Source organism: Stenotrophomonas sp. Sm6012 (genome assembly GCF_030985895.1).
GTDB classification, from domain to species: Bacteria; Pseudomonadota; Gammaproteobacteria; order Xanthomonadales; family Xanthomonadaceae; genus Stenotrophomonas; species Stenotrophomonas forensis.
This window is the reverse complement of record NZ_JAPTFX010000002.1, coordinates 1-21,586: the sequence shown is the minus strand read 5'-3', so window position 1 is coordinate 21,586 and position 21,586 is coordinate 1. Positions and strand designations below refer to the sequence as shown.

Here is a 21,586-nt window from a genome sequence, read left to right as displayed (position 1 = left end):
CCGCCCACCCGAAAGCGTCAAGACATCGCAACGCGCGCCCGTTGCCGCCAGATCCGAACGCATTGCGCGGCAAACCCCAGCACGAATACCACAGCACACCCCAGCAGCGTCTGCAGGATCACCGGCGCCAGCGGTGCCGCGGCGATCGGGTGCGACAGCGGTACCCGGGTCAGCGTTTCATTCACCCCCGGCACCAGCGACAGCAGGAAGCTGAAAGACAGTCCGAAGGTCGACAGGTATGGCCGCGCGCGGCCGAGGAACGGCAGCCGCCCGGCCAGCACACCGCCGAAAGCGGCCAGCAGCACGATCACGCCGAAGGCGTGGCCCGGATTCAGCCCACCGGTGCTGGACACGGTGAACGAGGTCGCCACCGACAGCACCAGGCCGACCAGATAGGCCTTGCCCGAACGCGTGGCCGGGTCGATGGCGCGGTGTCGGATGAAGCCGTACAGACCGGCAAGCACCGGAACCAGACTGACAGCGGTGTGGATCACCCCGAGGGCGGAAAGTGCGTGTGACATGGGGAAAACTCCTTATGGCTGAATGAACCAACTAGTAGGTAGGCTTAGTATTCAAAAGAAAGGCCTGCGAACCTCGCAGGCCTCAACAACCGGGTTCAGCGGGCGGTGCTCACCCGCGCAATCGCCAGGCGCGCCAGCGTGGCAAACGTGCCGGCATCACCGAAACCGCGCGCGGCCAGCATCGCGCCATGCACCGCCGACATGAATGCCTTGGCCTCATCGGCCGCAGAGCCCTGCAGATGCAGTTGCCCCGTCGCCGCCCCCTTCTGCAGGGTCAGCGCCAGCCAGCCGCTCAGGTCCTCGAAATGGCCGCGCACTTCCTCGGCAATCTCCGCAGGAATCATCGGCGACTCGGCCGCCAGCATCGCGCAGATGCAGAATGAGGACGTGCCGCCAGCGATGCAGGCCGACCAGTAGTCCACATAGGCGTTGAGTTCCTGCAGCGGGTCGTCCAGCTGCCGGTCCAGCAGCGCCAGGCCTTCGCGGGCTTCGACCCGGTACAGCTCGACCACCGTGCGCACCAGGTCCACCTTGCTGGGGAAATGGTGGTGGATGCTGGCCTTGCTGATGTTGACCCGCGCCGAAACGTCGGCATAGCTGAAACCGTTGTAGCCGCCGGCCTCCAGCAGCGAACGGGCGTGGGCCAGGATCTCCAGGGCCTTGGGCGAGAGCGACTCTTTCATATGTAAGAACCTACTAGTAGGTAGGCTCGCAGTCAATACCCCCCCGGTAGTGCCGGCCGCTGGCCGGCATCCCAGGAAACCACCGAGCCCCTCAATGCGAAGACACGTACACCGCCTCTGCCGGCCCCGGCGGCACGGAAAAACTGCGCCGCATGCGTGCCACCTCGGCTGCCGGCGGCAGCGCGAACAGGCGCTTGAACTCGCGGTTGAACTGCGACGGGCTGGCATAGCCCACCGCCAGCGACGCGGCCTCGGCCGTCATGCGCTGGCGCAGCATCAGCAACCGCGCCTGATGCAGCCGGGTCGACTTCACGTACTGCATCGGCGACGTACCGGTGATCGCTCGGAAGTGGTCATGGAAAGTCGCCACGCTCATGCCCGCCTCGGCCGCCAGCTGGCCCACATCCAGGGCCGTGGCATACGCCGAATGAATGGTGCGCAGCGCCTTGCCGATGCTGCCGAAGCGCCCGCGCATGGCCAACGCCTCGCGCATTGCAGCGCCCTGTGCGCCGGTCAGCACGCGGAAGTACAGCTCACGCACCAGCGCCGGCCCGAGCACCGCGGCTTCCAGCGGATCGGCCAACGCTTCCAGCAGGCGCAGCACCGTCGCCTGCATCGGCGCCTGCATCGCGCTGGACATCATGCTCTGTGCGGGTACCTGCCCTGCACCGGCCTGCTCGCCCAGTTCGATCATCAGGTCCGCTGCCAGCTGCAGGTCCAGGTGCAGATAGATCGCCAGCAGCGGCGCCTGTTCCGACGCCTCGGTTTCCATCGTGAACGGTACCGGCACCGACACCGCCAGGTAATGCTGCGCGTCGTACTGGTACACCTGCCCGCCCAGATAGCCACGCTTCACGCCCTGGCAGACGATCACGATGCCGGGGTCATACAGTACCGGCGTGCGCGCCAGCGGCCGGTTGGAACGCAGCAGGCGCACCCCGGGCAGCGGCGTGAGCGTATAGCCCTCCTCCACCGCCAAAGTCTGCAGCAGGCCGACCATGCGCGCCTGCATCTGCGCCTGCTGGGAATCGACCACGGGCACGAGCGCGCCAGAGGAATAGGCAAGACTGGGCGAATCCTAGGCCTGGGTAGCCGTCGGTTCAAGCACTAACGTGCAAGCCCTCCCCAACGAGCCTGATCGCCATGACCTCCTCCCGCCTCATCCTCATCACCGGCGTCAGCAGTGGTTTCGGCCGCGCCCTCGCCCAGCAGGCCCTGCACGCCGGCCACCGCGTGGTCGGCACCGTGCGCAACGACGAAGCGCGCGTGGCATTCGAAGCGCTGGCTCCCGGCCGCGCCTTCGGCCGCCTGCTGGACGTGACCGATGCCGATGCCATCGATGCGCTCGTCGCCGATGTCGAAGCAAACGTCGGCGCCATCGACGTGCTGGTCAACAACGCCGGTTACGGCCACGAAGGCATCCTCGAAGAATCCACGCTGGCCGAGCTGCGCCATCAGTTCGAAGTGAACGTGTTCGGCCCGGCCGCGATGATCAAGGCCGTGCTGCCGCACATGCGCGAGCGCCGTCGCGGCCACATCCTCAACATCACCTCCATGGGCGGCTTCATCACCATGCCCGGCATCGCCTGGTACTGCGGCAGCAAGTTCGCGCTGGAAGGCATCAGCGAAGTGCTGGGCAAGGAAGTGGCGGCGTTCGGCATCCACGTCACCGCCGTTGCACCGGGCTCCTTCCGCACCGACTGGGCCGGGCGCTCGATGGCACGGGCACCGCGCAGCATTGAAGATTACGACGCGCTGTTCGACCCCATCCGCAGCGCGCGCGAGGCGAAGAGTGGCCATCAGCTGGGCGATCCGGTGAAGGCCGCGCAGGCCATGCTGCAGATCATCAACAGCGACGCGCCGCCCAGCCACCTGCTGCTGGGCAGCGACGCGTTGCAGCTGGTGCGCGCGAAGCTGGCATCGATGGCCAGCACCCTCGATGCCTGGGAACAGCTGAGCCGCTCCACCGACGGCGACGCGTAAGGCGCGGCGGCAGCCGATGCGCTCACCGCCTGCCTCCCTCCGGCCGGCTCAGTCCTCCTGCACCAGCTTGAACTCGCGCAGCAGGCCACCAATCTGCGTCCTGTCCAGCTTGTTCATCAGCAGGTTGCGCAGGAAAGCCGGCCCGGGAATGTCCAGCTCCTTGCCATCGCGCAGGCGACCGGTTGCCGCCAGCAGCGAGCGCACGTCATAGGTGGAATTGAACACCTCCGGCACGCCGCGTTCGATACCCAACAGCGTGTACACCGCTTCCATCGGCGTGCGCACCGAATACTCGGTGGTGAAGATGCAGTCGCGCTGCTTCGACTCGGCGAACTGGCCGATGAAGGCGAAGTTCACCGCCCCCTCCGGCACCACGTCCGGGCGGTCACCGGCCTGGCGCGGCATGAAGAACGCGGTCACGTACGGCATCATCACCGGCACCGTCTTCGCACCGGTCGCAGCCAGTTCGTCGATCTCGTCCAGCGGCACGCCCAGGTGGTACAGCCACTCGCGGGTGATCTCCTCGCCGGTGCAGTCCTGCATCGGCTTCTTCACGTAGTCACCGGGCGTATCCACGAACAGCGAATACACCCACACCACGATCTGGTCCTTGGGCTGGTTCTTGAAATGCGGCTGCCGGTTCACCGTCCAGCTCATCAGCCAGCGCGAGTCGCGCACGCTCACGATGCCGCCGGTCACCACCTTGCCACTGAACGGGTCGCGCTTGGCAATCTTCTGGATATAGGCGGGAATGCGCGCATCCAGCGTGGTTACCGTGGCCGATTCCCACTTGGTCTCGGGAATATGCGCACCGAACACGTCCGGGCGCCCGAACGCCGCGTCCTTCGCGGCGATGCGCCGCCACAGGTCCCACGCCGGCGCCGGGCCTTCATTCAAGCGCGCCGCCGTGTGGTGATCGCCATTGTCTGAATTCTCGGTCAGCGAGCCGATGGTCATGAACACCAGGTCATCCGCGCCCACATCGACGCCACCGGCCACGCCATCGCGGGTCCAATGGATGCGCGTGGCCTGCTTGCGGCCGGCCTGCAGATCGAAGTCGACGTCGGTCACCTCAGTGCCGTACTGGAACACCACGCCACGGTCCTGCAGCCACTTCACCAACGGCAGCACCAGCGATTCGTACTGGTTGTACTTGGTGAACTTCAGCGCCGAGAAATCCGGCAGGCCGCCGATGTGGTGGATGAAGCGATGCAGGTACAGCTTCATCTCCAGCGCCGAGTGCCACTCCTCGAACGCGAACATGGTGCGCCAGTACAGCCAGAAGTTGCTGTCCAGGAAATCGCGGCCCAGCACCTCATCGATGCGCTTGTTCTCCATCTCCTGCCGGGTGGCCAGGAACAGCGCGATGATGTCCTTCTGCGCCTGCTCGGTCAGGGTGAACAGGCCATCGGTATGTGCATCCTCACCGCGATTGATCGTGGCCCGCTGCAGCGAATAGTTCGGGTCATCCTTGTTCAACCAGTAGAACTCGTCCAGCACGCTGGCATCGTCGATCTCCAGCGACGGGATCGAGCGGAACAGGTCCCACAGGCATTCGAAGTGGTCTTCCATCTCGCGGCCGCCACGGATCACGAATCCCTTCTCCGGCACCTTCAGGCCGTCCAGCGCGCCACCGGCAATCTGCTGCTGTTCGAGAATGGTGATGCGCTCACCGGCCATGCGGCCGTCGCGCACCAGGAACGCCGCACCGGCCAGCGACGCCAGCCCCGAACCGACGAACCACGCGCGCTTGCCATCAACACCCGCCGGCTTGCGCGGGCGCGCGAAGGCTTCGTAGTTGCCACTGCTGTAGTACATGCACTGCTCCTTCCTGGAGGGGTAACCCCACTGTAAACGCCGCATGCGTCAGCACCGCTTAGGAATGGTTGCGAGCGCTTGCGACCAAATGCCGCAGCAGTGCCCGGCCATGCCTGGTAATCCCTTCCGCAACCACGGTTGACATGCAGGTATTTGCCTGCCTATAGTCCCCCCAAGGACGGCACCCGCCCGCCCATCGCGAGGAACCTGCCATGGTGGATATCGCACACAGGGTCGGCATCAAGGCCCCCGCAAGCCAGGTGTACCAGGACCTGGCCACCCCCGAAGGCGTCGCCGCCTGGTGGGCCGAAGACAGCCACGGCGACCGCGATGTCGGCGGCAAGGTCAACGTGCGCTTCACCAACAACGGCCAGGAAATCGGCGCCATGGAAATGAAGCTGGAACAGCTCATTCCCGGCCAGCTGGTGCTTTGGGAATTCCTCGCCGGCCCCGCCGAATGGATCGGCACCCACGCACGCTTCGCGCTGAAACAGGAAGGCGACTACTGCATCGTCCTGTTCACCCACGAAGGCTGGAAAGAGCGCGTCGAGTTCACCTCCCACTGCAGCACCAAGTGGGCGGTGTTCCTGCTCAGCCTCAAGACCCTGCTGGAAACCGGCAAAGGCCACCCCAACCCGCACGACGTCAGGATCGACAACTGGAACTGAAGACGCCCCGCATGAATGCAGACAAGGTGTTCAAGGCACTGGCCGACCCGACGCGCAGGACGCTGCTGGACCTGCTCTGCGAAGACAACGGGCAGACGCTCGGCCAGCTGTGCGAGCACTTGGACATGGCCCGGCAATCGGTCACCCAGCACCTGGGCCTGCTGGAAGACGCCAACCTCATCAGCACCGTGCGCCGTGGCCGCGAGAAGCTGCACTTCATCAACCCGGTGCCGCTGCACGAGGTGTACGAGCGCTGGGTCCGCAAGTTCGAGCAGCAGCGCCTGAGCCTGCTGCATGACCTGAAACGAGAACTGGAAGGAGAATGACGATGTCCGCAGAGTCCACCCGCTTCATCCACGTGATCTACATCGCCTCCACCCCGCAGAAGGTGTTCGAGGCCATCACCCGCCCCGAGATCGCCAGCCGCTACTGGGGCCATGAGAACGTCTCGGACTGGAAGCCCGGCTCGCGCTGGCAGCATGTGCGTGCCAACGAAACGCGCTCGGTTGAACTGGTTGGCGAAGTGGTGGAAAGCGCACCGCCCTCCCGGTTGGTCATCACCTGGGCTGCCGCCTCGCAAGCCGACAATCCCAATGCCTACAGCCGCGTCACCTTCGACATCGTGCCCTACCAGGACATGGTGCGTCTGACCGTCACCCACGACGAACTGGAACCGGGCAGCGGCATGGATACCGGTATCCGCCAGGGCTGGCCGATCGTGCTGTCGAGCCTGAAGTCGTTGTTGGAGACCGGCAAAGGGCTGGATGTGTTCGCGAAGCCAGCGTAGTCGTCGGGAGGGTTGGCCCGCGCGAGTGGTACCGGGCAGATGGCCCCCTGTCGCCGTCGCCGCGCAATCCCCAATCGCTCCCTAAAATTGCATTTTATGGAACAATAGGGAGCGCATGGTTCTCGAGTTCCGATATGTCCCCCGCGTTGCTAACCGTCGATCAGGCTGCCCAGCAGCTCAGCCTGCACCCCAAAACCGTCCTGCGGCATATCCGTAGCGGCCAACTGCGCGCGACCCGCATCGGCAAGTCCTATCGCATCACCGTCGAAGACCTCGACGTGTTCACCGGCACCGTGCGTCAGCCCTCCCCTGCGCGCCCACAGCTGACCACGGTGGTGGATATTCCCGGATGCGGTGCGGCACGTGCCGCCGACCTGGTGCGTGCCCTGCATGCGCGCGTCACCGGCCGCGAGGCCGACGGTGAGCCGCTGCGCATGGAGACGATCTATTCGCCTGAGCACGATGTGCTCAAGCTGATCGTGATCGGTGGCCTGGCAGGTTCCACGGCGCTGCTGGTCAGCCTGCAGCGTCTGCTGCAGCACCGCAGCGCATGAAGCGGCAGCGCCCAGGCATTCCCACACAGCGCGTGCTTGCCGCCTACCGCCAGGTGCTTTCGGACTGGCCGGTACCACACGAATCGCACCATCTCGCCACCCGCGCCGGTTCGACATTCGTGGTCAGCTGCGGCCCCGAACACTGCCCTGCCCTGGTGCTGCTGCATGGCACCCTCAGCAATGCCGCCAGCTGGATGTTCGATGCCGCACGTTGGAGCGAACACTACCGCGTGCATGCCGTCGACATCATTGGCGAACCGGGCCTCAGCGAAGGCACGCAACCTGCGCTGGACAGCGATGCGCATGCGCAATGGCTGGATGATGTCCTCGACGCACTCGGCGTGGAAAGCGCTGCATTCGTGGGCCTGTCGTTCGGCGGTTTCCTGGCACTGGACTACGCGTTGCGAAGGCCTGCCCGGGTCAACGCACTGGTTCTGGTCAGCCCCTCGGGTATCGGGCGCCAGCGTGCATTCCTGCTCAAGGCGCTGCCACTGCTGCTGCTTGGCCAATGGGGGCGCGAGCGCCTGCGCCGTGCCGTCATGGGTCCCGCGCCACTGCATGCACCTGCACGTGCGCAGCCGCTGCTCGACCTGCTGGCATTGATCCGTGCCGAGGTTCGGCCACGTCCGCTGCGCATTCCCCGCATCAGCGACGAGCGCCTGGCTGCGTTGCATCCGCCGGCAGCCCTTGTCATGGGCGCGCGTGATGCCCTCATCGACACCCCTGCCGCCGCCGAACGCATGAAGCGGCTCGTCCCGACGGCGGACGTCACCCTGCTCGCAGACGCCTATCACTACATCCCCGGCCTGCGCGAAGACATCCTCGCCCGGCTGCGTCAACTGCAGAACCTCCAGCATGAATGATTCCATTGAACACTTCGGCACCACCCGCCTCCTGCGCATTGCGCCGCAGGGCCCCGCACTCGATGCCAACGGCCTGCGCGACCTGGTCGGCGATGCCCTTGGGCATCAGGCCGAGTGGATCGCCGTGCCGGTGCAACGCCTCTCTCCAGAATTCTTCGAGCTTCGCTCCGGCATGGCCGGTCAGTGGCTGCAGATGCTGGTGAACTACCGCCTGCACTTCGCCGTGCTGGGCGATGTCAGCGACTACCGCGCACAGAGCGAATCGCTGGACGCGTGGATCATTGAGTGCAACCGCGGCCACAACGGCTGCTTCGTGTCCGACTGGAATGCCCTGCTGGTTCGCCTTTCGGCCTCGGCCAGCGTGGGCTGAACGCCAGCCCCACGCTCACCCTCACCGAACCCGGTTCCGACCGCACTCCGACGCCGCCCGCCACAGCATCACCCACAGGCTCCCCAGGCGATGTTCGATGAGTGCTTCAGAGGCAGATTCCCTGCACAGCAAAGTGGCGGCGGTCACCCTTGGCTTCTGGGTGATGAAGATCGCCGCCACCACCCTCGGCGAGACTGCGGGCGATCTGCTGTCGATGACGCTCAACCTGGGCTATGTGGCCAGCTCGGCCATCCTGCTCACCATCTTCGGCGGCCTGCTGGCCGTGCAACTGTCCGCGCGGCGCTTCCACCCGGTACTGTTCTGGTCGGTGGTGTTGGCCACCAGCACCGCCGGCACCACGATGTCCGATCTGCTCGACCGCACGCTCGGCCTCGGTTACGCCACCGGCGCCAGCCTGCTGGCCGGCTGCCTGGCGCTGGTGCTGCTGGCGTGGCGAGTGTCGGAAAAGTCGATCTCGGTCAGCAACATCGCATCGCGCCGCGCCGAAGGCTTCTACTGGACAGCCGTACTGTTCTCCAACACGCTCGGCACCGCCCTGGGCGACTTCCTCGCCGACGATTCCGGGCTGGGCTTCACCGGCGGCGCGCTGCTGATCGGCAGCCTCATCGCACTCACCGCGCTGGCCACCCGCATCAAGGGCATCAACCGGGTCATCCTGTTCTGGATCGCCTTCGTACTCACCCGCCCGTTCGGCGCCACCTTCGGCGACCTGCTCACCAAGCCGCTGGAAAAGGGTGGCCTGGGCTTCGGCACGGTGGGATCGTCGCTGGTGCTGTTCACCATCCTCGCGACACTGGTGGCGCTGCCGATGCTGCAGCGGCGCGCGCAGCCCGCCAATTAGCGGGCCGTCCAGCCCCCATCCACCGGCAACGCCGTGCCGGTGATCTGCGCCGCAGCGTCCGAGGCCAGGAACACCACCATCTCGCCCAGCTGCTCGGGCGTCACGAACTGCAACGAAGGCTGCTTTTCGGCCAGCAGCGCACGGGCGGCGGCTTCCTGATCCGTGCCGTCCTTCTCGGCCAACGCCGTGATCTGCTGCTCGACCAGCGCCGTCCGCACCCAGCCCGGGCAGATAGCATTCGCGGTGATGCCGGTGCCCGCATTCTCAAGCGCGGTCACCTTGGTGAACCCCACCACGCCATGCTTGGCCGCCACATAGGCCGACTTGTTCACCGAACCGACCAGCCCGTGCACCGACGCGATGTTGATGATGCGGCCAGCGCCCTGGTGCTTCATGTGCGGCAAGGCCGCCGCCGTTGCATGGAACACGGCCGAGAGATTCAGCGCCAGGATCGCATCCCACTTTTCAGCGGGAAACTCTTCGATCGATGCGGTGTGCTGGATGCCCGCGTTGTTCACCAGGATGTCGATACGGCCCATCTTCGCAACGGCGTGGTCGATCATTCCGCGCACCGCCTCGCCGCGCGAAAGGTCGGCGCCATCATGCGCGACCCGCACGCCGAACTCGGCCTCCAGCTGGGAACGAATGCGCTCAATCTCCGCCGCATCGCCAAAGCCATTCAGCACGATGTCGGCACCCTGCCGCGCCAGCGCCGTGGCGATACCAAGACCGATACCGCTGGTGGAGCCGGTGACGACCGCAACCTTTCCAGAGAACATGGGCGAGCTTCCATCGGAGGGATGACCATCAGTGTAGCCCCGCGGATCCACGCCATACGTGGATGCTCCCTCTCGGCAGGAATCCACATTCCCTCTATATTCACCACCATCCACCCAAGGATGGCTCGATGACCCCCTGCAAGGCCCTGCTGCCCTTCGTTGTCGCCGCACTGCTCGCCCCTGTCCTCAGCCAGGCTGCATTGCCCGCCCAGCCAACCACGCCGCTCACCACCGGCAGCGTGCGGGTGGATATCGCGAGCGGCCGCGTAGAGGGCCATGTGTGCCTGTCCAATTCGCCTGCCAACGCCCAAGCCCACTTCGTGCTCAATGCCGGCCTGAACGTGGCACGGGTCACCGATGGCGAAGGCAAGCCCGTCGGCTTCGATGGCTGGTTCGGCCCGGGCGTGGATGGCGAAGCGCGCGTCTACACCCTGGCCAATCCCACCACCAATATCTGCGTGCAGTACGTCGGCGCGTTCCCGCTGTACCCGAAGCACGATGCCCTGGGCGACTTCAAAGGCATGATGGCCTTCAACGGCGACAGCGCCCGCTTCACCGAACAGTCCGCATGGCTGCCGCAGGCGTTCGACCCCAAAGCGCGCGTGCGCAGCAGCCAGAGCCGTTACGACCTGCAGGTGGACTGCGCCGGCTGCCGCTTCCTGTATCTCAACGGCAGCCCCGCCATCGAAGGCGCGCAGGGCCGCTTCCGCAGCGACAACGCGCGGCCGATCCTGCTGTTCGGCGGCAACGGCCCGATCACCCGCACCGCGCAGGTCACGATCCTCAACGAAACCTTGCCCACGGCCAAGGTCGATGCACTGTCCCGCACGGTGCAGCAGGTGGCCGACGTGCATGCGCGCTACCTGGGCGTGCCGCTGGCCGACCGCCCTACTTTCCTGCGCATGGTCACGCTCAACCAGATCGAGCGCGACCGCGAGGGCAGCGAATGGGGCTTTGCCACCTGGCCGACCATCGCCATGAGCGGCAGCGTCGGCAACGTGGCCGATTCACTGCTGGCCGGTGGCGAGAAAGCCGAGCGACGCGTGCAGTACATCGCGCACGAAATGGGCCATTACTACTTCGGCACGCTGAACCGTCCGCAGGGCCCCTACTTCTGGGTGCTGCTGGAATCCAGCGCCGAATTCCTGTCGATCAAGGCGCTGCGTGAGATCAGTGGCGATGCCGCGGCCGATCGCTATATTGCGCGACTGCAATCGGCCATCGACACGCAGGACACGCCGCTGCCCGCATTCGATGCCATCGACGGCAATTCCGATCTGGGCGAGATGTATCGCTACGTCTATGCCCCCTTGCTGTTGCTCTCGCTGGAGAAACAGGTGGGCGAAGCGAAGATGCAGGCCTTCATGCGCGGGCTGCTGGCCTCTCCTTCGCCGAAGGGCTGGGCAGAGCTGCAGGGCATTGCGCTGAAAGCCGGCATCGATCCCAAGACCTGGGAGCATTGGCGGGCAAGCTGTGTGGCTGGCGGCAGGCAGAGGTGCCAGTAGATCCACGCCATGCGTGGATTCACTCCATCAACGCCCGCACAACTGAATCGCCCAGCACCGTGTCCAAGGCAACTCGCCCCCTAGCCCCTCCATTTGCCAATCAGCGCCGCTGATATCGCCGCACAATCAGAAGAACAGACCGGCTCGATCGACGGACGCCAGCGGATTGGCCTTCCGCACCGCCTCCAGGAACAGCAGGAAATCGCGGTTGAACAGCGTCAGGTTGTTGGTAAACGTCACGCACTTTCTGCCCGACGCTCTGCTGAAGCACACCTGCCAGACATAGCGCCCGTAGATCTTGTCGGACGTTCGTGTGACTGAGGTGATCTGCGAGAGCGGAACCGCCGTAGGCACCGGCCCACGTCGCAGGTAAAAGGACGCCGCATCAAAGAAGTAGTGCTCCCGATCCTCTTTCCCATCCACCATCACCAAGGTCATGGATGTACCGGAGATCCGGCGAGGGGGATCCAAACGCAGCCCCGACTTCACGGACGAGCGAGCAGTTGCTGCCATTCGCCGAAGGGTAAACCAGAGGATCACCAACGGAAGCGCCGCAAGGACAATGAAACCTGCGGTCTTCAAAACAGTTTCCAGCGTGCTGGGCACACAGATCTCCAGGATGAACGTTCAGGCGATGCCCAAGTAGATCCACGCCATGCGTGGATGCTCCCCCTCAACGCCCCATCACTTCCAATGATCCGGCCCCAAAAACGGCAGGCTCAACACAAACACCGGAACCGCCACCGGCACCAACGCAGCCCCCAACACCTTCCCAGCCGCCGTCCCAACCCCCGGCTTGTCCGTATCGTCCGGCCGGATCCGCTCCGCCCGCGCGGTGATCGACTGCGCCAGCTTCGCCTTCGCGGCCAGCGCAGCGGCATCCGGCAATTTCACCCGCTCGCCGTCACTCTCGAACAGCGCGCTGTAATAGCTGCCGCCCTGCCTGGAAAGATTGCAGTCCGGGTTGGCCGCCAGCTCGTAACGGCTCCGGGCTTCAAGGATGTACGGCTGGCGCGTCAACGCAGCGATGGCCTTGGCCACCCTCGGGCTGATCTCCAACCGCTCCAGCTTGAACTGCGCCGCCTGTTCCGGCGTCACCTGCTCCGGCCGCAGCAGCAGCGCGTAGCTGCCGTGCACCTTGCTCCGGTCGGCCGGCACGCGCCAGTCCTCGCGGAAGTACAGCTGCGCGCAGACCACGGCCTCGCGCAGCGGGCTGTCCATCAGGGCACGGTAATCACGGAACGGCGCCGCATCAAAGCGCATTGGTTCGTCATAGACCGGCAGCAGGTACAGCTTGCCGTCGTCGGCCACGAATGCGCTGGTGATCTCGCGATTGGAATGGTGGTAGTCCGGCCCACTGGCGCAGCCAGACAACAGGGCTAGGCACAGGGCGGAGAGAATGAAGCGGATGGACGTTCGCATGTCGTATTGAAGGGCTTCCCTGGAAAACCGGCCCCGCCCCGAAGGACGAGGCCAGCCCGTCATGGTGCCACGGCACCGCATGCGATGCAGAACATGGCTTACTTCAACCGCTCCACCAGCCGCTGCCCGACCTCAAGCGCCGAAGCCGGGTTCTGCCCGGTGATCAGCTCGCGATCCACCACCACATGGCCGGTCCACGGCGCGGTGTTACTGCTGAACTTCGCACCCGCCCGCTGCAACGCGGTCTGCGGGTAGAACTTCATTTCACCGCCGCCCAGCATCGGCTTGGCCTGCTCCTCTTCCTGGTTGCTGATCACCGTCATCTGGTAGCCGCTGTAGATCCATTTCGGCGTGGCCGGCGTCGCGCCCGCTTTCAGCTTCGCTACGAAACCGTTGGCATCCTGCAACGTGGACAGCAACGCGATCGGCCCGTGGCAGACCAGCGCTGTCGTCTTGTTGCGCTTGTGGAAGTCGGCCAGCAACCGGCCCAGCGCGGGGCTCTTCAGCAGATCCTGCATCGGCGCGTGGCCACCGGGAATATAGACCGCATCGAACCGCGCGTAGCCCTGCTGCTCAACGCGCGCCAGGCTGACCACCGGTGAGGCCGTCGGCGAGGTCAGCGCCAGCTTCTCCAGTAGTTCCTTGTGCAGCTTCAGCTGCGCCGCATCGTTGCCGAAGTACGCCGGCGTCACCGAGGACGCATCAACCGTCGGCGCCCGCCCCTGCGGCGTGGCGAAGGTTACCTCGTGGCCTGCGTCCAGCAGCAGCTTGACCGGCTGCATCAGCTCGTTGAGATAGAAGCCGGTGGGCAGCACCTTGCCGTCCTTCAGGTCCAGGTGGTTCTCGTCGGATAGCACCACCAGCACATTGGCGGCCTGCGCGCCGCTGGCGGCCAGGGTCAGGGCCAGCGCTGCGGCCAGCCGGGTCATCATGTTCACGGGGGAGCTCCTATCAGGGAATGGCGGCCACTTTATTCATCGCCCCAGCGGCGATAAATTGGCCCCATCGCAAAACATCTGTTCCCCGGAGAGCCAAATGAGCCGCAAGTTCGACTACCTGGGCGATGTAGAGGTGTTCCTGGCGGTGGTCGAGCACGGCACGTTCACCGCCGGCGCGGTGGCGCTGTCCACCACGCCCTCGGTGCTGAGCCGCGCGGTCACCCGCCTTGAAGCGCGGCTGGGCCGGCAGCTGCTGCAGCGGACCACCCGCCGCGTGGGCCTGACCGACGCCGGGCGGCTGTATCTGGAACAGGTGCGCACGGCATTTGGCCTGCTGGACGACGCCGAGCGCGACGTACTGGCCCAGGACGGTGCGCTGGCCGGCCGCGTGCGCCTGAGCGTGCCCACCACCTATGGCCACTACCGGCTGCCGCCCGTGCTGGCGCGCTTTGCGCAGCAGTACCCGCAGGTGCAGGTGGAACTGAACATCACCAACCGCAACGTGGACCTGGTGGCCGAAGGCTTCGACCTGGCCATCCGCCTGGGCCAGCTGCCAGACAGCGGGCTGGTGGGGCGGAAGCTGGAGGATGCGCCACTGCTGTTGGTGGCTTCGCCGGAGTACCTGCTGCGCCGGGGTACGCCGCAGACGCTGGACGACCTGCAGCAGCACCTGTGCCTGCCGTTTGTGATGCCGCGCACCGGGCGGTTGGCGCCGTGGATCTTCCGCGACGGCGAGCGCGACGTGGACTGGCTGCCGCGTTCGTCCATCGAGACCTCCGACGATGTGCTGGGCGTGGTGTCGCTGGCCGAACAGGGTATCGGCATCTGCCAGAGCTACGAATTCATCGTGCGCGAACGGTTGCAGCGTGGGCAGCTGGTGGAAGTGCTGCCTCAACTGCGGGGGCGGTCGCGGCCGTTCTCGGTGATCTATGCACCGCATCGGCGGCAGTCGGCGGCGGCAAGGGCGATGATTGAGTTGCTGGTAGGGAATACGGCGGTGATTGAGGACGGCGTGGGTTGAGGTTTCTGCCGCCTTCCTGCGGTGTCGGCTTTGGACCGCTTTTCGGCCTGCCTGACTGATCGTGCGGTGCTGCGACCCGGTTCGGAATACGAATTGTTGTAAAGGCGGCTGTCTCGCTATCCCCTGAAGGCACGGGCGATTGCGACGCTCTTGTTCGCGATCAGCAGCGCGACTGCGCGAATGCGTCGGGTCATGAGGCCTACGGCACGAATAGTGCGTGCCACAATAGATTCCCGCTCTCGAATTCTGCGATCTCTTCGCGAATTTCAATTGGTATTCGGAGCGACCGCGTAAACAACATGGCGCGCCACCGACAACGGGTGGCTCCGGGTCTGCAAACCCGCGACGATTGTTGTGCCAGTTGTTTGCGCTTGTCCGTCGGCACCGTCCCCAAGCGGTGTCGGCGGGCAATCCGTCGGCCTGTATGGCGGGCGGTGCGTGGGGGTTTTCGGACCCACCGGTAATGGCACTACTTCGTCCCGGTTTGCAGCCACGCATCGTCCGCCACCTTCTTCAGGGTGGCGCTGTTAAGTACAGCCACGGAAGCCGACGTCATGAAAAAGTCCGACACCTTTTCCTCGTACACCGTTGTTGAGCCCATCAACGACGACACGCCCCTGCCCGACCTGAACTCCCTGCTCGGCATCCTCACGCGCATTCGCGCAGGCGAGGGAGCCGATGGGCTGCCTTGGCCCGAGAACGATGTGTCACCCGGCCGCCGCGTGAGCCTGGCGAAGAGCGAGCGCGCGATGGTGGGCGCGCTGACGGTGCTGGAGGTGCTGCACGCGGCAGACCGCTGCAGGGTGGCGGCGGAGCCGGAGCGGCATTTGGATGAGGGGGTGGTGGATGGGCTGTTTCTGGCTTGCCGCGGGTTGGTTGAGTGGGCGTGCCACGAGGTAAGGCCCGAATGATCCTCGTTGCCCTCATTGGCCCACCACAGACCTCCCCTGAACTGAATGTATGCTTCCGGATATGAGCCGATCTCCACGATTGCAAAAGCATACAGGCTAGTCTTGAGGCACGGAACTTAACCCGCTGTTTAAGCTGTTACCGAATTAGGGCCAGATCTAGATGAAATCTATTTCTTCATCCAAATCTTCATCGTCTTCTTCCTCGTTGCCCGCGAAATGCCCATCAAGCCCACCGCTTGCCAATAGATTCGCTGCATATTCACGGGTCTTTAGATCACCAAGGTTCGAGCAAATTCCGAGGACAGTTCCAGTTACCAGCAATTTCCCACTGTCTCGGACGATATCCTTTACATGCACTAGACTACCTTGATTCTTCGTACCAGAAAGCCATTGGCTTTTTGCCGAACTTGAAGTAGCCTCCCAGCGGTCGAATATAAAGCTAATCTCGACGTGATTGGCCGCCCTATACCCCCGACAAACCTGACCTGGCCCTCTCCCATTCCTCTTCTTCCCAAGAGGCGAGAAGGTATGAGCGCCCTGAACGAAAATAAAGTCTCCCGGCACCAAGGCAAAGCCTAGAACGGCACGCTCGAGCCAATCGGAGACATTTACTATCGGCAGAAGTGATATAACACGATTGAGAATTTCTGACGTATAAAAGTATCGACCAATTATTTTCGGACCTTCGTACTTGTAGAAAAGACTGTCCTGATTGGCGACAGGAGCGGGTAGCCCGACAGGCTCCGCGACCCCCATCGCTACAAGGGTGGAGAAATGGTCGACACGAGTACAGTCAATTTGGAGCTCTTTAGCTATTTCAAAAACGCGGAGTTCATTAATGTAGTTCCAGTTTGAATACTCAAGGCGCATGGACTTCAGTATCGACTCTGAATCAAATCTCCTCACCTCCTCCTGCCAAGCACTTTTCATCCTTGCCAGCGTTTTAGCATCGAGATTCTGCGCCAACTCCTTCTTTGAGTGTGCATCACTATGGTGCGCCAAGCACAATACTGCGAGATTTTCCGGCGCATGAGAACGGCTCCGAGCCCATTCTTCTATATGGTGGACGATGATTGGCAGGCTTGGGTCGCGACAAACACAGCATTGAAATCTATTATCGAAAAGAAGCTTTGAAAGAATATCATCAGGGATTGGCGGACGCTGCTCTTTGAATATCTTCGCGATAAATTCCGCACTAAGCCCCGCAGCCTCCAACTCGTCCTGCGAAGCACTCTTTACTTTCGAAATTGACCATCCATCAATTCTGAGCTTCCGGGCAGTCCCGGAGTCAACCCCTCTTGCGATGAAAGCTTTTTCAGTTCGGTTCACAGGAGTTCTGTCCACTTTCTTGAATTGTTGGCAGTTGCCCCCCCATGGCAGTGCCATAAGCTGGGAGTCTGCCCCCTTTTGTCACCCGGGAATTTGCTTTGGGCCCGTGTTCTCACCCAAATTCCGCAGGAGCCTTCTATGCCAGTGCACGGCGGGGTGGCTTCTCGCTATGGAACGCCCACTACCCATCGATTTTGCTACGTGCAATGGCGCCCAGCAACAGAACGCTGTACGCATTTCAGCGCCCTCCGCCTAATTCACTGCTCGTCAGATGTGCCCACCCACTCCCTTAAACTTATCTACAAACGCGGCGATCTGCTGGAACACGCTCTGCTTCTTGGCCAGGTACTGCGGATTCAAAGGGCTCATCTTGGGCAGCACCGCGTTGAGTTCTGTTCCGTTCTCACTGGCGAACTCGCGCTTGAGTGAGGTAGTGATGTAGCGTATGGCGGCATCAGTATTGAGATTCTCGGCAACGATCAACTCGTGCGCTTCACGGTGCTGTTCCGCCTGGGCAAAAGTGTAGAAGGCCTCAATCACGCTCGCCTTTTCGCCAATCTTGTCCAAGTCGGTCTGATTGATGAAATCAACCACCAGGCCCTCTTTTGCGCGCTGCCCGAGGCTTGCACGTATCACACGCCGCATTTCCTCGACCAACTCTGACTTGCTCTTGATCTTCTTGTTGTGCTCGAAAATCAGCTCCAGAATGTAGTCCAGATTGATTTCCTGCGACCTGAGAAGATCGACCTCAAAAACCACGTCATTCCAGTCTATAGTCGACTGCTCCTTCTCGGCCCCCGCCCTCTCCCGCCGCAGCCAGTCGCGCACATCGTTGTAGGTTGAGCGGTAGTCCTGGATCTTCCGCTCCGCGGGGAGAGTGATGGCTTGCAGAGCAGTCAGATCGTCGTCGCTCAGGTAGTGCTTGACCTTGAAGGACTCCACCTCAGCGGCATCCGTCAGGTCGACGCTCTGAAGCTCCTTCAGGCTGGCGAACTCGTCGTAGTTCTGCAGAATGTTCTCAACGCGTAGGTACTCGCCAAACAACTTGACGAAGGCCTTCTTGTCGGCCTCTCTTTCAATCGCTGTGGGGTCTGGAAAGCGTGCCTCAAGCTCCTGCACCACGTCCTTAAAGCCGCGTCGCGCCTCACCAGTCACCGCGTCGGTGAAGCCTTCCATGTATTCGGAGTAGCTCTTCTCCAGCACTACGTTCTTGGTGTTCTTGTCACCGAACAGAGTGATGGCATCGATGGTGGCCTGTTCAAGGTCGCGGAAGGTGACGATGTTGCCGAAGGTTTTGGTAGCATCGAGGATGCGGTTGGTACGAGAGTAAGCCTGCATCAACCCGTGGAAGCGCAGGTTCTTGTCGACGAACAGCGTATTGAGCGCAGGCGCGTCAAAGCCCGTCAGGAACATGCCCACCACGATGAGCAGGTCGATCTCCTTGGCCTTCACCTGTTTGGCCAGGTCCCTGTAGTAATTCTGGAAGCCGTTGCTATCCACGCTGAAGTTAGTCTTGAACAGCGCGTTGTAGTCGGCAACTGCTGCGCTCAGGAACTCCTTGGCGCTGCTGCTCATGGCCGACACATCAAAGCTCTCGTCCTGGATGTCGCCAATCGCATCCTGTTCTTCGTTGGCCGCGAACGAGAAGATGGTCGCCACCTTCAGTGGCTTGTCACTGGTCTTCTGCAACTCCCGGAAGCACTCGTAATACAGCTTGGCGGCATCCACACTACTGACGGCAAACATAGCGTTGAAGCCCTTGCTACCCGCATGCAGGCGGTGGGTCTTCTGCCGGAAGTGGGTCAGGATGTACCGGGTGATCTCGCGGATGCGGTCCGGATGCAGAAGGGCGTGCTTGTTCTCGGCCGCACTCAGCTTCTTTTCGTCTTTCTCGGTCTCGATAGCCTTGAACTGCGGGCGTACATCGTTGTAATCCACCTTGAACTTCAGCACCTTCTCGTCACGGATTGCGTCAGTGATCACGTACGAGTGCAGCTCACGGCCGAATACGCTTGCAGTAGTCTCGGCTCCCAAAGCGTTTTCCGGGAAAATGGGCGTGCCTGTGAAGCCGAACTGGGTAAACTTTCTGAACCTTTTCTTCAAGTTCTTTTGGGCTTCACCAAACTGACTGCGGTGGCACTCATCGAAGATTAGCACTACTTGCTTGCCGTAGATGGGCAAGTCCACCTCGCTCTTCATGAGGTTGTTGAGCTTCTGGATGGTGGTCACGACGATCTTGTTGTCGCCCTTCTCCAGGTTGCGCTTTAGGCCAGCCGTATTCTCCGAGCCATTCACGCTGTCCGGCGAGAAACGCTGATATTCCTTCATGGTCTGGTAGTCCAGATCCTTGCGATCAACTACGAAGATCACCTTATCGATGAAATCCAGCTCTGTAGCCAGGAGCGCCGCCTTGAAACTAGTCAGTGTCTTGCCCGAGCCCGTGGTATGCCATATGAAGCCGCCGCTCTCCTTTCCGCCCCAGTTATTGCCCTGATGGCTGCTGTTGATTTTCCGCAGGATTCGCTCTGTGGCTGCTATCTGATAGGGCCGCATCACTAGCAGCGTATTGCTGACGTCGAACACCGAGTAGCGCAGCAGCACGTTGAGCAGCGTGTTCTTCTGGAAGAAGGTGACGGTGAAGTCCTTCAAATCCTTGATAAGCGTATTGTCCGCCTTCGCCCAGTTCATAGTGAAGTCGAAGCTGTTCTTGTTTCGCTGCGTGGTGTTGGCGAAATAGCGGCTGTCAGTGCCGTTGGAGATCACAAACAATTGCAGGTACTTGAACAAGGACTGCTCGCTGTTAAAGCTCTCCTTGCTGTAGCGGTGCACTTGATTGAAAGCTTCACGAATCGCTACGCCGCGCTTCTTGAGCTCCACCTGCACCAAAGGCAAGCCATTGACCAAAATAGTCACATCATAGCGATTGGCGTGCGCGCCCGCCTGCTCGAACTGCTTGATCACCTGCACCTTGTTCCGGGGGATATTCTTCTTATCGAGCAGATAGATGTTCTGAATGCGCCCGTCGTCAAAGACAAAGTCATGAACGTAGTCATCGTGAATCTTGCGGGCCTTCTCGACAATGCCATCGCTGGGCTTGTCGAGCCAGGACTCGACGAATCGCAGCCACTCACCTTCGGCGAACTGAACCTCGTTGAGCGCCTGCAACTGCACGCGCACGTTGGCCAGCAGGTCGGCAGGGGTCCTGATGGACGAAGAAAACTCATAGCCCTGATTGACCAGATCCTGGATCAACTCCCGCTCCAGATCACCTTCGCTCTGGTAGCTCTCGGCAACGTTCCACTCACGGGTGTACTGGTCGAGGACGATGAAGTTCTTGGACTCGGCAATCACCTTGTAGTCGTTCATTGGTCAGGCGCCCTGTGGCTGCCAAAAGGCATGACTGTTTTTCAGGTGGTCCAGCAACAGTTTGACTGTCGCGCTCTCGGCAGGCGATGGCTGCGCAACGGCCTCGCTGGACAGCGTACTGTGGCTGGTAAAATTGATGATGCGCCCGTAATACAGCTGCTTGTCATCTGGCAGAAGCTCAGACCACTTCGGATAGCCCAAGAAGCTGGCCGTCTTCTCGTAGAGATTGCGCAGCAGGGTGAAATGAAACCGCTCAACCCTGCGATCAGCAATGGCCTGCTCGATTGTCTGTAGCAGGTGCAGGTGGTACGAGAAGCTCTTATTTGAATCGCCCTGCTTTTCCGTCAACGTGTAGCTGCCGTCTTCGAAACGCTCCAGCATGTAGCAGGTCTTAGTCTTAAGCTCATTGAACAGCACGTTGTAGAACAACGGACTGTGCGTGGTGATGATGAACTTCAGGCCGGATTCACTGGATTTGATCAGCCCAGCCAAATTCACCGCTAGCTCGATCAAATGATTCTCATCCAATGAGCTCACCGGGTCATCCACGAAGATGTGACCCAGATTGTTGAAGACATCGGTGGAGCGGTCGGCCACTTCCGGGATGTTCAGCTCTGCAAAAACCTGCTCCAGCAAGGCATTGAAAACACTCCATATAAAGTTGCTTTCTTCACCTTTGGAAATTTTTATGTGGGGCTCATGCGCCTCATTTCCACGTTCAAACGAGAAACTGACCGAGGAAAAATCCACGCCAAAATGGGGTGTCAACTTGTCGCTAGTGTAGCGCTGAAAGGTGGTAATGATGCTTTGGTCCTGGCCTTGCTCCTCCAGCACCCACTTAGTGAACGCATTGGGCTGGATCTTCAGCATGGGCTCGGCATCTCGCCCCAAATCATTGTCCCAGTAGAACAGATCTTCGGTAAAAGCGCTGTAGTAAAGCACCTTCTTATCGGCCAACGCCGACGGCATCGTTTCGTCGCCCGCCTCCTTAGGAGAAATCAACTGATTGAACGCCCGCGACAGCCGCGTCTTTCCTGTCCCATTGAAGGCATAGATCAACTGCACCTTCTTGTTAGCGTCCTGCAGTTGTTGAGCGACATCCGCGAGCGTCTTGCTCATGTTACGCCTCTGACCTGCCCCCTTTCTCAGGGCCACTAGCTACTTAGTAGAGTCCAGGTTGGGGAGCATACCGCTCCGGTGGGTCAG

The 21,586-nt window shown here is 62.1% G+C and carries 22 protein-coding genes; 11 read left to right on the top strand and 11 right to left on the bottom strand.

Features of this window, described 5'->3' with window-relative positions; translation table 11 throughout:
• Positions 1–17: 17 nt before the first annotated feature.
• The 3 genes from O0J73_RS00715 to O0J73_RS00705 all read right to left on the bottom strand — a co-directional run bounded on the left by O0J73_RS00715 (position 18) and on the right by O0J73_RS00705 (position 2,240).
• Positions 18–521 (bottom strand): hypothetical protein, encoded by a 504-nt coding sequence (locus tag O0J73_RS00715; protein WP_006435418.1) that lies wholly within the window; start codon positions 519–521, stop codon positions 18–20.
• Between the two features lie 95 nt (positions 522–616).
• Positions 617–1,204 carry a TetR/AcrR family transcriptional regulator gene (locus O0J73_RS00710; RefSeq protein WP_308307761.1) on the bottom strand — a complete coding sequence of 196 codons (588 nt, stop codon included), beginning with the start codon at positions 1,202–1,204 and terminating at the stop codon, positions 617–619.
• A 91-nt stretch (positions 1,205–1,295) separates the two neighbouring features.
• Positions 1,296–2,240 carry an AraC family transcriptional regulator gene (locus O0J73_RS00705; protein ID WP_308307760.1) on the bottom strand — a complete coding sequence of 315 codons (945 nt, stop codon included), beginning with the start codon at positions 2,238–2,240 and terminating at the stop codon, positions 1,296–1,298.
• A gap of 107 nt (positions 2,241–2,347) precedes the next feature.
• Here O0J73_RS00705 and O0J73_RS00700 point away from each other — a divergent pair, with 107 nt between their 5' ends.
• Positions 2,348–3,187 (top strand): oxidoreductase, encoded by an 840-nt coding sequence (locus O0J73_RS00700; RefSeq protein WP_006435415.1) that lies wholly within the window; start codon positions 2,348–2,350, stop codon positions 3,185–3,187.
• A 48-nt stretch (positions 3,188–3,235) separates the two neighbouring features.
• Here the strand turns inward: O0J73_RS00700 and O0J73_RS00695 are convergent, their stop codons facing one another.
• Positions 3,236–5,005: an oleate hydratase gene (locus tag O0J73_RS00695; RefSeq protein ID WP_308307759.1), complete on the bottom strand. Its 1,770-nt coding sequence runs from the start codon at positions 5,003–5,005 to the stop codon at positions 3,236–3,238.
• A 212-nt stretch (positions 5,006–5,217) separates the two neighbouring features.
• On the opposite strand from O0J73_RS00695, the gene O0J73_RS00690 reads away from it, so the two are divergent.
• From O0J73_RS00690 to O0J73_RS00660, 7 genes are all read left to right on the top strand, one after another.
• Positions 5,218–5,673 (top strand): SRPBCC domain-containing protein, encoded by a 456-nt coding sequence (locus O0J73_RS00690; RefSeq protein WP_308307758.1) that lies wholly within the window; start codon positions 5,218–5,220, stop codon positions 5,671–5,673.
• Between the two features lie 11 nt (positions 5,674–5,684).
• Positions 5,685–5,999 carry a metalloregulator ArsR/SmtB family transcription factor gene (locus tag O0J73_RS00685; protein WP_005416268.1) on the top strand — a complete coding sequence of 105 codons (315 nt, stop codon included), beginning with the start codon at positions 5,685–5,687 and terminating at the stop codon, positions 5,997–5,999.
• 2 nt (positions 6,000–6,001) lie between these two features.
• Complete coding sequence (locus O0J73_RS00680; protein WP_308307757.1) at positions 6,002–6,460, top strand: SRPBCC family protein; 459 nt, start codon at positions 6,002–6,004, stop codon at positions 6,458–6,460.
• A 134-nt stretch (positions 6,461–6,594) separates the two neighbouring features.
• Positions 6,595–7,014 (top strand): helix-turn-helix domain-containing protein, encoded by a 420-nt coding sequence (locus tag O0J73_RS00675; protein ID WP_308307756.1) that lies wholly within the window; start codon positions 6,595–6,597, stop codon positions 7,012–7,014.
• The gene (locus tag O0J73_RS00670) at positions 7,011–7,877 is read left to right on the top strand and encodes an alpha/beta fold hydrolase (RefSeq protein ID WP_006435389.1); all 867 of its coding nucleotides are present in this window, start codon (positions 7,011–7,013) and stop codon (positions 7,875–7,877) included. Before O0J73_RS00675 ends, O0J73_RS00670 begins: the two co-directional genes overlap by 4 nt.
• The gene (locus O0J73_RS00665; protein WP_308307755.1) at positions 7,870–8,247 is read left to right on the top strand and encodes a DUF4180 domain-containing protein; all 378 of its coding nucleotides are present in this window, start codon (positions 7,870–7,872) and stop codon (positions 8,245–8,247) included. The genes O0J73_RS00670 and O0J73_RS00665 overlap by 8 nt, the downstream gene beginning before the upstream one ends.
• Before the next feature lie 97 nt (positions 8,248–8,344).
• Entirely contained in the window at positions 8,345–9,109 is a 765-nt protein-coding gene (locus O0J73_RS00660; RefSeq protein WP_308307754.1) for a hypothetical protein, read from the top strand.
• On the opposite strand, the gene O0J73_RS00655 is transcribed toward O0J73_RS00660, so the two are convergent.
• A complete protein-coding gene (locus O0J73_RS00655; RefSeq protein WP_308307803.1) occupies positions 9,106–9,888 on the bottom strand; it encodes a 3-hydroxybutyrate dehydrogenase in 783 nt (260 codons plus the stop codon). The genes O0J73_RS00660 and O0J73_RS00655 overlap by 4 nt on opposite strands.
• 128 nt (positions 9,889–10,016) lie before the next feature.
• On the opposite strand from O0J73_RS00655, the gene O0J73_RS00650 reads away from it, so the two are divergent.
• Complete coding sequence (locus tag O0J73_RS00650; RefSeq protein WP_308307753.1) at positions 10,017–11,393, top strand: hypothetical protein; 1,377 nt, start codon at positions 10,017–10,019, stop codon at positions 11,391–11,393.
• Between the two features lie 126 nt (positions 11,394–11,519).
• On the opposite strand, the gene O0J73_RS00645 is transcribed toward O0J73_RS00650, so the two are convergent.
• From O0J73_RS00645 to O0J73_RS00635, 3 genes are all read right to left on the bottom strand, one after another.
• Entirely contained in the window at positions 11,520–11,999 is a 480-nt protein-coding gene (locus O0J73_RS00645) for a hypothetical protein (protein WP_308307752.1), read from the bottom strand.
• Positions 12,000–12,077: 78 nt separating this feature from the next.
• A complete protein-coding gene (locus O0J73_RS00640) occupies positions 12,078–12,815 on the bottom strand; it encodes a hypothetical protein (protein WP_308307802.1) in 738 nt (245 codons plus the stop codon).
• A 98-nt stretch (positions 12,816–12,913) separates the two neighbouring features.
• Complete coding sequence (locus O0J73_RS00635; RefSeq protein ID WP_308307751.1) at positions 12,914–13,753, bottom strand: type 1 glutamine amidotransferase domain-containing protein; 840 nt, start codon at positions 13,751–13,753, stop codon at positions 12,914–12,916.
• A gap of 97 nt (positions 13,754–13,850) precedes the next feature.
• Between O0J73_RS00635 and O0J73_RS00630 the strand changes: the two genes are divergently transcribed.
• Positions 13,851–14,774, top strand: a complete 924-nt coding sequence (locus O0J73_RS00630; RefSeq protein WP_308307750.1) for a LysR family transcriptional regulator — start codon at positions 13,851–13,853, stop codon at positions 14,772–14,774.
• 554 nt (positions 14,775–15,328) lie between these two features.
• A complete protein-coding gene (locus tag O0J73_RS00625; protein ID WP_053508934.1) occupies positions 15,329–15,685 on the top strand; it encodes a hypothetical protein in 357 nt (118 codons plus the stop codon).
• A gap of 156 nt (positions 15,686–15,841) precedes the next feature.
• Here O0J73_RS00625 and O0J73_RS00620 read toward each other — a convergent pair whose 3' ends face one another.
• The 3 genes from O0J73_RS00620 to O0J73_RS00610 form a co-directional block, all read right to left on the bottom strand.
• Entirely contained in the window at positions 15,842–17,014 is a 1,173-nt protein-coding gene (locus O0J73_RS00620; protein WP_308307746.1) for an HNH endonuclease signature motif containing protein, read from the bottom strand.
• A gap of 267 nt (positions 17,015–17,281) precedes the next feature.
• Positions 17,282–20,380, bottom strand: a complete 3,099-nt coding sequence (locus tag O0J73_RS00615) for a type I restriction endonuclease subunit R (RefSeq protein ID WP_308307745.1) — start codon at positions 20,378–20,380, stop codon at positions 17,282–17,284.
• Positions 20,381–20,383: 3 nt separating this feature from the next.
• Positions 20,384–21,499: an anticodon nuclease gene (locus tag O0J73_RS00610; protein ID WP_308307744.1), complete on the bottom strand. Its 1,116-nt coding sequence runs from the start codon at positions 21,497–21,499 to the stop codon at positions 20,384–20,386.
• Between the last annotated feature and the right edge of the window lie 87 nt (positions 21,500–21,586).

Coding starts and splice junctions, on each gene's coding strand:
- O0J73_RS00660 (WP_308307754.1), top strand. CDS start 8,345: ATGAGTGCTTCAGAGGCAGATTCCCTGCACAGCAAAGTGGCGGCGGTC.
- O0J73_RS00675 (WP_308307756.1), top strand. CDS start 6,595: ATGTCCCCCGCGTTGCTAACCGTCGATCAGGCTGCCCAGCAGCTCAGC.
- O0J73_RS00700 (WP_006435415.1), top strand. CDS start 2,348: ATGACCTCCTCCCGCCTCATCCTCATCACCGGCGTCAGCAGTGGTTTC.
- O0J73_RS00670 (WP_006435389.1), top strand. CDS start 7,011: ATGAAGCGGCAGCGCCCAGGCATTCCCACACAGCGCGTGCTTGCCGCC.
- O0J73_RS00625 (WP_053508934.1), top strand. CDS start 15,329: ATGAAAAAGTCCGACACCTTTTCCTCGTACACCGTTGTTGAGCCCATC.
- O0J73_RS00630 (WP_308307750.1), top strand. CDS start 13,851: ATGAGCCGCAAGTTCGACTACCTGGGCGATGTAGAGGTGTTCCTGGCG.
- O0J73_RS00680 (WP_308307757.1), top strand. CDS start 6,002: ATGTCCGCAGAGTCCACCCGCTTCATCCACGTGATCTACATCGCCTCC.
- O0J73_RS00650 (WP_308307753.1), top strand. CDS start 10,017: ATGACCCCCTGCAAGGCCCTGCTGCCCTTCGTTGTCGCCGCACTGCTC.
- O0J73_RS00610 (WP_308307744.1), bottom strand. CDS start 21,499: ATGAGCAAGACGCTCGCGGATGTCGCTCAACAACTGCAGGACGCTAAC.
- O0J73_RS00710 (WP_308307761.1), bottom strand. CDS start 1,204: ATGAAAGAGTCGCTCTCGCCCAAGGCCCTGGAGATCCTGGCCCACGCC.
- O0J73_RS00615 (WP_308307745.1), bottom strand. CDS start 20,380: ATGAACGACTACAAGGTGATTGCCGAGTCCAAGAACTTCATCGTCCTC.
- O0J73_RS00685 (WP_005416268.1), top strand. CDS start 5,685: ATGAATGCAGACAAGGTGTTCAAGGCACTGGCCGACCCGACGCGCAGG.
- O0J73_RS00665 (WP_308307755.1), top strand. CDS start 7,870: ATGAATGATTCCATTGAACACTTCGGCACCACCCGCCTCCTGCGCATT.
- O0J73_RS00640 (WP_308307802.1), bottom strand. CDS start 12,815: ATGCGAACGTCCATCCGCTTCATTCTCTCCGCCCTGTGCCTAGCCCTG.
- O0J73_RS00695 (WP_308307759.1), bottom strand. CDS start 5,005: ATGTACTACAGCAGTGGCAACTACGAAGCCTTCGCGCGCCCGCGCAAG.
- O0J73_RS00690 (WP_308307758.1), top strand. CDS start 5,218: ATGGTGGATATCGCACACAGGGTCGGCATCAAGGCCCCCGCAAGCCAG.
- O0J73_RS00655 (WP_308307803.1), bottom strand. CDS start 9,888: ATGTTCTCTGGAAAGGTTGCGGTCGTCACCGGCTCCACCAGCGGTATC.
- O0J73_RS00715 (WP_006435418.1), bottom strand. CDS start 521: ATGTCACACGCACTTTCCGCCCTCGGGGTGATCCACACCGCTGTCAGT.